General features: G+C 63.0%; 8 protein-coding genes. 1 reads left to right on the top strand and 7 read right to left on the bottom strand.

Annotation, left to right across the window (positions count from 1 at the left end):
* Positions 1-23 precede the first annotated feature (23 nt).
* The 4 genes from AC1DQM_RS13600 to pvdM all read right to left on the bottom strand — a co-directional run bounded on the left by AC1DQM_RS13600 (position 24) and on the right by pvdM (position 5,624).
* Complete coding sequence (locus tag AC1DQM_RS13600; protein WP_477746343.1) at positions 24-1,682, bottom strand: cyclic peptide export ABC transporter; 1,659 nt, start codon at positions 1,680-1,682, stop codon at positions 24-26.
* A gap of 131 nt (positions 1,683-1,813) precedes the next feature.
* On the bottom strand, positions 1,814-2,701 hold the full coding sequence (gene pvdO, locus AC1DQM_RS13595) for a dihydropyoverdine dehydrogenase (protein WP_477746342.1): 888 nt from the start codon (positions 2,699-2,701) through the stop codon (positions 1,814-1,816).
* Between the two features lie 275 nt (positions 2,702-2,976).
* Positions 2,977-4,257, bottom strand: coding sequence for a pyoverdine-tailoring periplasmic protein PvdN (gene pvdN / locus AC1DQM_RS13590; protein ID WP_477746341.1), 1,281 nt, complete (start codon positions 4,255-4,257; stop codon positions 2,977-2,979).
* The gene (pvdM, locus tag AC1DQM_RS13585) at positions 4,254-5,624 is read right to left on the bottom strand and encodes a pyoverdine-tailoring dipeptidase-like protein PvdM (RefSeq protein ID WP_477746340.1); all 1,371 of its coding nucleotides are present in this window, start codon (positions 5,622-5,624) and stop codon (positions 4,254-4,256) included. The genes pvdN and pvdM overlap by 4 nt, the downstream gene beginning before the upstream one ends.
* A 326-nt stretch (positions 5,625-5,950) precedes the next feature.
* On the opposite strand from pvdM, the gene pvdP reads away from it, so the two are divergent.
* Entirely contained in the window at positions 5,951-7,579 is a 1,629-nt protein-coding gene (gene pvdP, locus AC1DQM_RS13580) for a pyoverdine maturation tyrosinase PvdP (protein WP_477746339.1), read from the top strand.
* A gap of 66 nt (positions 7,580-7,645) precedes the next feature.
* On the opposite strand, the gene AC1DQM_RS13575 is transcribed toward pvdP, so the two are convergent.
* From AC1DQM_RS13575 to AC1DQM_RS13565, 3 genes are read right to left on the bottom strand one after another with little or no spacing between them, the layout of a single operon-like run.
* A complete protein-coding gene (locus tag AC1DQM_RS13575) occupies positions 7,646-9,040 on the bottom strand; it encodes an efflux transporter outer membrane subunit (RefSeq protein WP_477746338.1) in 1,395 nt (464 codons plus the stop codon).
* 7 nt (positions 9,041-9,047) lie between these two features.
* A complete protein-coding gene (locus AC1DQM_RS13570; protein WP_477746337.1) occupies positions 9,048-11,021 on the bottom strand; it encodes a MacB family efflux pump subunit in 1,974 nt (657 codons plus the stop codon).
* A complete protein-coding gene (locus AC1DQM_RS13565; protein ID WP_138867974.1) occupies positions 11,022-12,194 on the bottom strand; it encodes an efflux RND transporter periplasmic adaptor subunit in 1,173 nt (390 codons plus the stop codon).
* Between the last annotated feature and the right edge of the window lie 78 nt (positions 12,195-12,272).

Genomic DNA, 12,272 nt, shown 5'->3' with positions numbered 1-12,272 from the left:
TCTCGTAGTCGGCGGTGGATCGTTCAGGCGGTCGCCAACGGTTTTTTTTGCGCGACGAGCTTGCCGCCTTCCATCCGCACCAATTGGTCGGCGACATCGAAGTAACGGTCGTCGTGGGAAATGACGATGATGGTCTTGCCCAGGTATTTGAGTTCCGGCAACAGCTCGGTGTAGAAGATGCGCCGGAAGGCCGGGTCCTGGTCGGCCGCCCACTCGTCGAACACCAGCACCGGGCGTTCTTCCAGCCAGGCGTTCAACAGGGCCAGGCGTTTGCGCTGGCCGGTGGACAGGTCGGTGGTGCTGAAGGCGCCATCGCGGATGCAGACCTTGTGCGAGATTTCCAGGCGTTCCAGGTAACGGTTGGCGTCTTCGGGAACGTTCTGCTCGCCTTGTACCAATTCGTCGAACAGGTAGTAGTCGGCGAAAATCGTGGTGAACAACTGGCGATAGTCGTCGCGGTTATGCGCCAGGACCGGCTTACCGTTAAGGATGATTTCCCCGCCCTGGGGCGCATACAGCCCCAGCAGCAACTTGATCAGCGTGGTCTTGCCGCCGCCATTCTCGCCGACGATAAACACGATCTCGCCCTGGGCGATGGACAGGTTGACCGGTCCGAGGGCGAAGGGCTTGCTGCCGTCCACCGTCGGGAAGGCGAAATGCACGTCGCGCAGTTCAAGGTGTTCGACCACCGGTTTCGGCGCGTCTTTGTCACTGAGCAGCAGGTGCGGTTCCGGCGAGGAAAACTGCTCCGCCAGGTCGGCGATGCGCTTGAACGCAATGTTGGCGCGGCTGACCACCGGCAGGGTGGTGACCAGGTATTCCATCGGGCCCTTCATGTACAGCAGCACCAGCACGAACCCGCTGAGCACCGCTTTATCGGTGCCCAGCCACAGCGATTGCAGGGCCAGCGCCAGGCCGATCACCACGAAAAACAGCATCGAGCCAAGGGTCTTGGCCACCACGAAGGTGTTGACCGCGCGGATGTGCGTGTTGCAGATGAAATCAGCGGTGCCTTCGATGCGCTGGCTGAACATGCGTTGGCGGCGCGGACGATGGATACGCAGTTCCTTGGCGCCGGCGGCAATCGCGCTGTAGTGCTTTTGCAGTTCGTCCTCGGCTTCGCGAGCCGCCTGGAAACCCTTGATGCCCTTGGTCCGGGCCACGTATTGCAGCGCGGTGCCGATCACCAGGGCCACCAGCAGCAAGGCAAACATCGGCAACGACAGGTAGGCCAGGTAGCTCAGGCAGCCGAGGGTGACGGTGAACGCAATGGCCAGCGGCGCGAAGGAAAAGGCAAAATCACTGACGGTGTCGACGTCATGGGTCAGCACCGGAATCAGTCGATAACTGCGGAAGCGCTCGATCTGTACGATCGGTGCCAACAGGACTTTTTCCCCCAGGGATTTACGCAGCCCGGCAATGATGTGTTGCCCGACATGGTTGGTGCCGATGTCCGACAGGATCGACGTCAGCAACGCCACCGCGCACAGGCCGATAAACGTTGCCAACACCCGGGTCGACGGGGTGTCGGCGGCGTTCAGCGCGTCATTGATGGTCGCCAGTAACGCGGTGATGCTGAGGCCACCGAGCATGCCGAGCATGATCGACACCACAACGATGACCCGGAAAGGCCTGAGCAGGCCGAGGACTTCACTGAAGGCTCCGCGGGATTTTGAGGTCATGGAAGTTTCCGCTTCAAGTGCCGCTAAAGGGCAAAGGTTCAAGAGTTTGGCTGCTTAAAAGACGAAACCCGTGGGCGGCGATTTAGCCGCGCACGGGTTTGTTGCAGGTCATGCGACAGGAGGTGGGAGCCTCAAAGATCCCGCGCGACGCGAAAACCGAGCCAGTCGCCACGGGTGTCGGGGAAGGTGGCATTACGGTTGCCCGAACGCGAGAACACCGGTGCTTCACCCCAGTCATTGCCGCGAATGCGCCGGGCGGTGCATTCGCCGGTCAACCAGGCGCTGCCATCGCTCGGTGCGCCGACGTAGTTGTCGTTGTAGCAATCGGCGGTCCACTCATAGACGTTGCCGTGCATGTCGTACACGCCGAAGGCGTTGGCCGGGAAGCTGCCCGCCGGTGAGGTGAAGTTGTAGCCATCGGCGGCGCCGTAGGTGTTGGCGTGTTTGGCGATGCTGTATTCCTTGCCTTCATCGAACGGGAAGGGGAACGGGCCACTGCTGCCCGCGCGGGCGGCATACTCACGCAGCGATTCGCTGACCAGTCGATAGTGCTTGCCGGTCTTCTTCGAGAGCCAGGCCACATAGGCATTGACCTCGGGGAAGTTCATGCACACCGCCGGATGCCTGGCCGTGCGTTCATAGCGCGGCACGCCAGCCTTGCACTCGCGGCCCGGCCGGGTGTCGCCGTCGGGCATGAGGTAACCGCTGTCGCGCAGGTACGCGTCCCACTCGCCGGCCAGCACCTGAAAGCGGCTGATGGCCAGCGGTTTGGCGAAGGTCACCGGGTGCAACGGACCCTCGTCGGGCTCGCGGCCCACCTCATTGTCCGGGGTGCCCATGGTGAAAGTCCCGGTGGGCAGCACGACCATTTCCGGGCAGTCCTTGCAGTCCTTGAACACTTTGCCGGGCGGGGCGGGGGCGGCGGCCTGAGCGGCGCCCGGCAGCAGGCCTGCAACCACGGCGGCGAAGGCCAGTGCGGGGAGCGTTTTCAGGGAAAAGCTACGCAGCTCACTGTTCATCATTGCTCTCGATAAAAAGTTGAAAGGAATAAGGAGGCTGATGCCAGTCAGTTAAGTGAACGCCAGACTTGTGGCGAGGGGGCTTGTCGGAACGCCGCATCGCCCCGTTCGGCTGCGAAGCAGTCGCAAATCCGGCATATGCGGTGTGCCTGGCAGAACGAGGTTGCAGGTTTCAGGACTGCTTCGCAGTCCAACGGGGGCAAGCCCCCTCGCCACGGGGCTGCACTTGGCGCAGGCTTTTCTTAACTGACTGACATTAATCACGGGGCTGGCGATCAGAGCTGTTTGCCGAGCAACGCGATGAAGCGGTCGACTTCAGCTTCGGTGTTGAGCAGCCCCGGCGCGGTGCGGATCACCGGGCCCACGTCGCGCTCCACGGCATCGGCGATCACGCGGTTTTGCATCAGCCAGGCGGCGATCTTGTCGCAGCTTTTGCCCTTGACCCGGAAGAAGCTGAAGCCGGACGACAGCTCGGGGCTCAGGGGTGTGACCAGTTCGATTTGCGGGTGCGTTTGCAGGCGTTTTTTCATGTAGCTGTTCAGCGCATGGATACGCGCCTGAACATCGGCCTTGCCCCATTGCAAATGCAGCTTGAAGGCTTCGTTCAGTGCCCAGCGGTGCTCGAACGAGTGGTAGCCGCCCGGTGTCATGGTGGTTGAGAACGCCGTGGCTTCGGAGAAGGTCGGGATGATTGGTGTGACGTATTTGACCTGTTCACTGCGGCTGCAAACGATGCCGGTGCCACGGGGGCCGAACAGCCATTTGTGGGTGCCGGCGATGAAGAAATCGCAGTTCATGGCCGGAAAACTCAAGTCCTCGACACCAAAACCGTGCACGCCGTCGACCAGGTAAATAATGCGATCGTGGTCGGCGCGATTGCGGTTGTGCTTGTCCACCAGCGCGCCGATGTCAGCGATCGGCAGTTTCACGCCGCTGCCGGAGTGCACCCAGGTCATGCCGAGTACACGGGTTTGCGGTTTGATGTTCTGGTCGATCGAGGCCAGGATCTCCGCTTTGGACACCGTCTGCGGATCCTTGAACAACCTGATCTTGCGCGCCCGAGTACCGTCCCGTTGGGTGCGCAGATCGAGAATGGTGTGGGTCGCGTAATGCTCGTGGGCGGTGGTGAGGATTTCCTGGTCCGGGCGCACATGAACGCCGCCGTAAATCATCGCCAGGCCTTCGGTGGTGCTGCCGGTCAAGGCGATCTGTCTGGCATTGGCTTGCAGGTAGCGACCGGCCCAGACACGTACCTCTTCTTCACGCTGCTCGATCACGCCCAGGTCCCAGTCCATCGCCAGTCCGGGGTTTTTATCGAGGGCGGCACGGTGCATCTCGATCGCTTCACGCACAGGCTTTGGGTGCGAGGTGATCAGGAAATTGGAGAAATGCAGGTAATCCGGATCCTGGTCGAACAGCTGCCGCAGCTGTGCCCATTTGTCCCCAGGCGGCGAGGGCACTGGCGTGGCGTTGGCGACGTTGTTCAGGCCGGCAGTCAACGGCAGGCCGGCGGCGAGGATCCCGGCCTGTTTCAGAAAGGTGCGACGATCGCTCATGGTGTGCTCGTGCCTTGTTGTGAAATCAGCGCTGGCTTGGCGGCTTTCTGCACCTGATCCCAGACCCGCAGGAAGTTGCCGCCCCAGAGCTTGGCGATGTCTGCTTCGGAGTAGCCGCGCGAGATCAGTTCCGCCGTGACATTGCGAATGTCACCGACGTTTTCCCAGCCTTTGACGCCGCCCCCTTCGTTGAAGTCGGAGCTGATGCCGACATGGTCAATGCCGATTTTTCGCACCGTGTAATCGATGGCGTCGCCGAGGTCCTTGAGGCTGGCTTTGGGTTCTTCTTCAAGAATCGCGTAGAGACGGCTGGCGTACTGGCCGAATTTTTTCTCGGGCCAGGCAGCGATGACCGGATCGCCCGGCATCAATGCCATGGCGAGGTTCGGCAGGGGCGGCAGGTCGAACGCTTTGCGCAGTTCGTTGAGTTTGTCCTGGGTGGTCTGGGTCAGCGGGCGCAGGTATTGGGAAAAACCGACCACCTGCACCACGCCACCGCTGTTCTTGATCAGCTGCATTTCCTTGTCGCTGAGGTTGCGCGGGATGTCGACCATCGCCCGTGGCGCCGAGTGCGAGGCGACCATCGGCGTGCGGCTCAATTGCGCGACTTGCTCCAGGGCCTTGGTCGACATTTGCGACACGTCGATGATCACGCCCAGGTCATTCAAGCGATGTACCGCTTGCTTGCCCAGGTCCGAGAGGCCGTCGAGGGCATCCGGCGAATCGTTGAAAAACGGCAAGGGGCGCGAAGAGTCGGCCCAGTCGTTATTGCCGATGTAGCTGAAGCCGAACATGCGCATGCCGCGTGCCGTCCACAGGTCCAGCAGGTTCAGGTCGTGGCCCAGCGGGTAGGCATTGAGCATGCTGATGAAAATCGCGAACTTGCCTTCGCCGTGCAAGCGACGGAAATCGTCGGGGGTGTAGGCAATGGCGACCTGATTGGGAAAATCACGGACCATCCCGGAAATAATCTTGTAGCGGATCTCCTGCTGGTTGCGTGCCTCTTCGACAAAACCGGCGGTGGGCTTGTGCGGCGCGTTGGCGCCATTCCACAGTTCCGGCCAGCCGAAAATCGTCAGGGCCGCGCCGGACAGGCGTCCGCGGTTGGCCTTGACCAGGTCGAACTGCCCCGTTCCGTCCTTATCGGCTTCGTTGCCCTGGGTGCCGAAGTTCTGCATCAGGCTGATGTGGCTATCGAAGGAGAGCATGCGCTCGTGCAACTCGTCGGCCTGTTGCATGACCTTGATCGGGTAACCGGGGGGGGCCGTGAATCCGTAATACCAGACTGCGAAGCCCGCGCCGGCGCTGATCGCCAGGGCCAGCGGCAGGCCGATGTAGAGAGCCTTTTTCGAACGTGGTTTTGTCATTGCCATCTCTGTCAGGTTCGCCGCCCCGGTGCAGGCGCAGGGGCCTTTGCTATCTGGGAGGAACGAGTGGCTGGCAGAAAAAATTAGGAGACAGCGAGATACCCTGTGGCGAGGGGGCTTGCCCCCGTCCGGCTGCGAAGCAGTCGTAAATCCGGTGCATGCGGTTTGCCTGGCGGAACGAGGTTGCAGGTTTCAGGACTGTTTCGCAGTCCAACGGGGGCAAGCCCCCTCACCACAAGGCTTGTGTTTGGCACGCTTAAATTTCCCCCCACAACAAACGTTCTAGCTTGGATAAAGCCTGCTTCATGGCTGACACAGGTAGGGCAATGACGATTTCTCGACGATGGTTCATGGCAGGCCTGGCGCTGACTGGCGCTGCCGTGCCTGCGGCTTATTATGGGCATCGCGAATGGACGAAGCCGGACCCGACGATTACCCCCGGCGAGGCGACGGTCGACCTCGCGGACACCGCGGGTCAGCAGTTGGCCAACTCGCTGCGAGGCATCTGGGATATCCGCTTCGAAGGTTCGCAAGCGGGCCTCGACGGTTTACCGCAGCACGGGCTGGAGCTGTTTCTCGACATCGCTCAGCGCGGCCGTGGCCTGCGTGGCTGCCTCGATACCGCGCAGCAGTTACGCGGTGAAGCCGAGCCGCGTTATCGGGTGATCGGCGACCTGGTGTCGCCTGACGCCAGCCAGCTGTACTGGCGCCTGATCGATCGGCAATCGGCCAACGGCGCGCCGGCTTATGAGCTGGCGGTCACGTTCGATGAGGTCTGGGCCGATTTCGGCAATGCCGGCAGTGGCACCCTCAGCGGGCGGATCCTGCGCCTGGATCGCCCGCTCGGTTTGCTGGAACTGGACAATCGTTTTGTCGCGCGCAAACGGCTGTTTCCCGAAGCCCGTGAGCGTGTGGGGTTGAATCCGCCGTTGCTGGCGTGGCTGATTTCCCCCGAGCACCGTTTGTTCCACCAGCTCTGGCACGCCTCGCGGGACAAATGGCACAAACTCTCCAAGGACCAACAGGACGCCTTGCGCGGCATCGGCTGGCAGCCGGGCCCGCGAGGCAATGAGCGCGATGCCCGGGGGCCGCGCAAAGACCGTAACGGCTCGGGGATCGACTTTTTCTTCATGCACCGGCACATGCTCGGCACGGCGCGTTCGATGCAGGACCTGCCGTCCTGGTCGAGCTTCCCGATGCCGCAGCCGGAGCTTGAACGCGACCGTCAGGGCTTCGCCCGCTATTTCGACAATCACGATGGCACGGCGCTGCCGCCCACCTGGCTGGCCGCCGAAGACACCGAGTACACCCAGTGGGTCAGCGATATCAAGACTGCCGAGACCTACCACAGCAATTTTCAGGTATGGGAGTCCCGTTACCGCGACCCGCGTTACCTGTCGAAGCTGACCCTGGGACAGTTCGGTTCGGAGATCGAGCTGGGGCTGCACGACTGGCTGCACATGCGCTGGGCCTCGGTGCCACGGGATCCTTCCAACGGTCAGCCGGTGCCTTTCGCCCGGGATCCGGCGGACTTTGCCGCGCGCTGGTATGCGCCGGAAAACGACTTCCTCGGTGACCCGTTTTCATCCCACGTGAACCCGGTGTTCTGGCACTTCCATGGCTGGATCGACGATCGCCTGGAAGACTGGTTCCGCGCCCACGAGCGTTTCCATCCGGGGGAGCTCAGTCGGCTTGAGGTCAATGGCGTGCCTTGGTTCGCCCCGGGGCGCTGGGTTGAAGTCGATGATCCGTGGCTCGGCCCGAGCACCCACGGTTGCAGCACTACGCCGGGATTGCAGGTCGGCAAGTCGGTGGAAATGGACCCGGAAACCATGAAGCTGGCGCTGCGCATTACCTTCGGTACGGATGAAAAGAAACTCGCGGATTTGTTCCGGCGAGTGCCGCAACGGCCGTGGTATGCGCGGAATCTGAAGGTCAAGCCGCTGAGTTCGTAAGCCAGGCACTTGTGGCAAGGGAGCAAGCTCCCTCGCCACACAGTTTTTGGTGACGGATAACCTCGATCAAAGCACCTGCCACCCCCCACCCAACGCCTTGTACAACGCAATGCTCGCCTGCAACCGCGACAACCGCAGTTGCACATTCGAGTCCTGCGCCGCATACAGCGTGCGCTGCGTTTCCAGCACCGTCAGCCAATCCTCGGCGCCAGCCTGATAGCGGCTTTGCGCAATGTTGAACGCGGCCTGGGCCTGGTTCAGTTCTTCGCGTTGCCACTGCCGCTGTTCATCCAGGCCGCGAATGCTGTTGAGGGCTTTTTCGACGTCGGCAAACGCATTGATGATCGCGCCTCGGTAGGCTTCCAGCAGTTCTTGTTGGCGGGCCGTGGCCTTGTCGCGCTCGGCACCGAGGCGGCCGTTATTGAAGATCGGCGCGATCAGCCCGGCGGTGAGGTTGTAGAACGGGCTGCGCAGAATGTCGTTGGCCGTGTTGGCGCCCGAGCCGATGCTGGCGCTCAGGGTCACGGCGGGCAACATGGCCGCGCGTGCGACCGTGACGTTGGCCTGAGCGGCGGCCAGTTGCGCTTCGGCGCGGGCGATGTCCGGGCGGCGGCTGAGCAGTTCGCTGGGCAATCCGGCATCGATGGCAGGCCATTGCAGTTGATCGAAGGATTCGTGGCTGGGCGGCAGTTGCTGGACCGGTCGGCCGAGCAGGGCGGCGAGGCTGATCCGGGCGTCCTCGGCTTGCTGGCGAATCAGCGGCAGTTGCCGTTGTTGCGCCGCCACCAGGCTTTTCTGTTGCGCCAGTTCCAGTGCGGTGGCCGAGCCTGAGTCGAAACGGGTCTGCACCAGTTTCAAAACGTTCTGTGCGTTGGCCAGGTTCAGCGCGGCAATGCGACTTTGTTCATCCAGCGACAAGGCTTGCGCGTAGCTGTTGGCCACGCCGCTGAGCAAGGTCAATTCAACCGTGGCCTGATCGAACTCGCTGGCGCGCAGCCCGAATTGCGCATTGTCCCGGGACGCGCGTTTGCCGCCCCAGAAGTCGATTTCGTAACTGGCGCTGAGGTTGGCGTCAAAGTAGTCCACGGCCTTATTGCTGCTGTCGGCATCGAGTTGGCTGTAGCCGTTGCCGCGCAACAGTTTTTGGCGGTTGGCGTTCATGCCGGCCTTGATCTCCGGCAGCTGCGAGCCGCCGGCAATCACTGTGTCGGCCCGGGCCTGATGCACCCGAGCGATGGCGGCGGCGAGGTCATAACTGCCGACGCGGGCCTGTTCGATCAGGCGATCAAGCTGCGGGCTGCCGAACTGCGTCCACCATTGTCGACTCGTCCGGGAGGCACTTTCATCGTGTGGCGATTGCCAGGCCGACGGTGGTTGAATGCCGCTGTCCGGGCGCGCAGCCGGATGGCTGCAGGCGCCGAGCAGCAGGCAAAGGGTCAACAGGCTCAGTTGCGGTTTCATAGATCGATCATTCACTGGTAAGGGCCGTGACCGGGTCGAGTCGGGCAGCTTTGCGGGCCGGCATGAAGCCGAAGACAACGCCGGTGATCAGTGCGCAGGCGAAGGCGCCGATGACGGCCGCCAGGGAAAAGGCCACCGCGACTTTGCTGAGCACCAATACGCCGCCGACGATCAGCGCCAGGGCGATGCCGGCGATCCCGCCGACCACCGAGAGCATCACCGCTTCAGTGAGGAACTGGCGCAATATGTCGCGCTGACGAGCGCCGGTGGCCATGCGGATACCGATCTCCCGGGTCCGTTCGCGCACGGTCATGAGCATGATGTTCATCACGCCGATGCCGCCCACCAGCAGCGAGATCGCCGCAATCGAACCGAGCATCAGCGACAGCGTATTTTGCGTGCGCGCCTCGGCCTGAATCATCGCGGCGTTGTTGGTCAGTTCGAAATCGTGTTTGCCGTCGTGCAGGCGCAGCATCAACTGCTCGATGGCCTTTTCGGTCTCTTTGACCTTGCGCGCGTCGGCCGCGGAAATGGCCACGTATTCGGGGTTGTGGGTGCCGAACAGCCGGACACTGGCGGCCGAGTAGGGCACGGCAATCCGATTGTCGCTGTCGGAATCGCCGGAACTGGCGCCTTTTTCCGCGAGTACGCCGACGACCTGAAAGGGCACGTTTTCGATCAGGATGTACTGGCCGATGGGGTTGGCGACGTCCTTGAGCAGTTTGCTGCGCACCTTGTGGCCGATCACCGCGACCGCTGCGGCGTTGCGCTCATCGGCCTCGGTGAAGTAACTGCCCTCGACCACCGGCCAGTTGAAGATCGCCGGAAAATTCGTGTCATTGCCGCCGACGTAGCTCAGGTGATCGAGGTTGCCGAAGCGCACCCCGGCTTCGGCGCCGTTGACCGGCATGATTCGCATGACTTGCGGCAGGCTGGCCAGCGCGGCGACGTCATCCAGGGTCACGATGCCGGGCGGCGTGCGCGGGTTGGGGGCGGAGCCGCTGAGGTAAATGATGTTCGAGCCGAACGCGCCCATCTGCGCCATGACCTGACGCTTGCTGCCTTCGCCGACGGCCAGCATCACCACCACCGAGGCGACGCCGATGATGATCCCCAGCAGCGTCAGGGCGGTGCGGAAGCGGTTGATCCACATCACCCGCCAGGCCGCGTGTATCGCATCCACCAATTCGCCTTTCCAGGCACCGGTGGCCTCGCTGCCTTCGCTCAGCCGCTTGCGCAAATCCACCGCTTGCAGCGCACCGGGATTGGCCGAGGCCTGCACGGCGGGGGTGTCGCGGGCGCTGTCGCTGATGATCAGGCCGTCACGGATTTCGATCACGCGTTTGGCCCGGGCCGCCACGTCGCGGTCGTGGGTGATGAGGATCACCACATGGCCCTGGCTTGCCAGTTCGTCGAGCAGCGCCATGACCTCGGCGCCGCTGTGGCTGTCGAGGGCGCCGGTGGGTTCGTCGGCGAGGATGATGTGGCCGCCATTCATTAATGCGCGAGCGATGGACACCCGTTGCTGCTGGCCGCCGGAGAGCTGGTGCGGACGGTTGCCGGTGCGTGCTGCCAGGCCGAGACGGTCGAGCAGGGCGGCGGCGCGGGCGTGGCGTTCGGCCGCTGGGGTGCCGGCGTAGATCGCCGGCATCTCGACGTTTTCCTGGGCCGAACCGGACGGAATCAGGTGATACCCCTGAAACACGAAACCGAATGCCTCGCGGCGCAGCCAGGCCAGTTCATCGCTGTCGAGTGCCGCGACATTTTCGCCGGCGAACCGATACTCGCCGGACGTTGGCCGGTCGAGGCAGCCGAGGATGTTCATCAGCGTCGATTTGCCGGAGCCGGAAGCACCGACGATCGCCACGAACTCCCCGGCGTGGATCGACAGGTCGATGCCGCGCAACACATGAACTTCAGGCGCGTCGCCGCCACCGTAGGATTTACGAATGTCCTGCAGGTCGATCAGAGGCGTTTGCATTCAACCTCCGCTGCCGTCGGCGGGGCCGATCAACAGGTGATCGCCTTCGGCCAGTCCGTCGAGGATCTGCACCTTCAGGCGGTCGCTGATGCCGGTGCGCACGGTCCGTTGCTCGATGCTGCCGTTCTGGGCGACCACCCGAGCCGTTTGACTGTCGGCCTGCGGGCCGCCCTGCAAGGCGGCGACCGGCGCGGTAAGGACGTTTTTTGCCTGGTTGGAAACGAAGAACACTTGGGCGGTCATTTCCGCCATCAGCGCGTTGTCGGCGTTGTCGACGTCCAGCAGCACCGTGTACAGCACCACGCGGGCCGTCCCGCTTTTACTGGAACTGGCTGGACTGCCGCCGCCCTGGCTGGTCTGATCCAGTGGTTTGGGCGGTATCGGCAAAATCTGCCGCACCGTGCTGCTCCAGCGCCGGTTACCGCCGCTGAGCGTGGTGAACCAGGCGCTCATGCCGGGTTTGACGTGGCCGATGTCAGCCTCCGAGACCTCGGCCCAGACCGTCATCGGCGACAGTTTGGCGATGCGCAGGATCAGCGGCGTTTGTTGCTGGGCGTTGAGGGTCTGGCCTTCGCGGGCATCGAGGGCCACAACCGTTCCGCTCATCGGTGCGTAAATGCGCGTATAGCCGAGTTCGGCCTGATCGCTACGCAGGTTGGCCTGGGCCTGGCGGATCTGCGCCTCGAACATGTCGATGCGCGCCTGGGTGGTGCGCAGTTCGGCCTGGGCCGTTTGCACGTCTTCGTCCCGTGTCGCGCCGCCGGCGGCGAGGTTCTGTTGACGCTGATATTTCTGCCGGGCCAGGTCGTGCTGTGCCCGCTGCTCCTGCAGCTGCGCCTTGAGGTTGTCGATGGAAAAACGCCCGGCGTCGAGTTTGGCCTGTTGGGTGGAGGGATCGATTTCCACCAGCAACTGGCCTTCCTTGACCACGTCACCGACCTCCACATGGATCTTGTGGATCTGCCCGGAGGCCTGGGCGCCGACATCGACATACCGCCTCGGTTGCAGGGTTCCCAATGCCGTGACGCTGCTTTCAATGTCGCCGCGCGCGACCTGGACCGTGGCGAACCGGTCACGACCCGCAGGCAAAACCTGCCAGGCCGCGATGGCGATAACGGGGATCAGACAAAGGGCAACAAGCAGGGCGCGTCGGGTGTGACGGGGACGTTTCATGCAGGGTTCCGGCCAATAGGATTCGGCCCGTCATTCAGCAGGCGTACCAAACCTGGCGACAGCTGAACGCTGTCGGAG

Source organism: Pseudomonas sp. 01L34 (genome assembly GCF_056400265.1).
This window is presented reverse-complemented; position numbering and strand designations above follow the sequence as displayed.

What these genes read in the sequence shown, in the direction of transcription:
- pvdP (WP_477746339.1), top strand. Translation starts at nt 5,951, where the DNA reads ATGACGATTTCTCGACGATGGTTCATGGCAGGCCTGGCGCTGACTGGC.
- AC1DQM_RS13575 (WP_477746338.1), bottom strand. Translation starts at nt 9,040, where the DNA reads ATGAAACCGCAACTGAGCCTGTTGACCCTTTGCCTGCTGCTCGGCGCC.
- AC1DQM_RS13600 (WP_477746343.1), bottom strand. Translation starts at nt 1,682, where the DNA reads ATGACCTCAAAATCCCGCGGAGCCTTCAGTGAAGTCCTCGGCCTGCTC.
- pvdN (WP_477746341.1), bottom strand. Translation starts at nt 4,257, where the DNA reads ATGAGCGATCGTCGCACCTTTCTGAAACAGGCCGGGATCCTCGCCGCC.
- AC1DQM_RS13565 (WP_138867974.1), bottom strand. Translation starts at nt 12,194, where the DNA reads ATGAAACGTCCCCGTCACACCCGACGCGCCCTGCTTGTTGCCCTTTGT.
- pvdM (WP_477746340.1), bottom strand. Translation starts at nt 5,624, where the DNA reads ATGACAAAACCACGTTCGAAAAAGGCTCTCTACATCGGCCTGCCGCTG.
- AC1DQM_RS13570 (WP_477746337.1), bottom strand. Translation starts at nt 11,021, where the DNA reads ATGCAAACGCCTCTGATCGACCTGCAGGACATTCGTAAATCCTACGGT.
- pvdO (WP_477746342.1), bottom strand. Translation starts at nt 2,701, where the DNA reads ATGAACAGTGAGCTGCGTAGCTTTTCCCTGAAAACGCTCCCCGCACTG.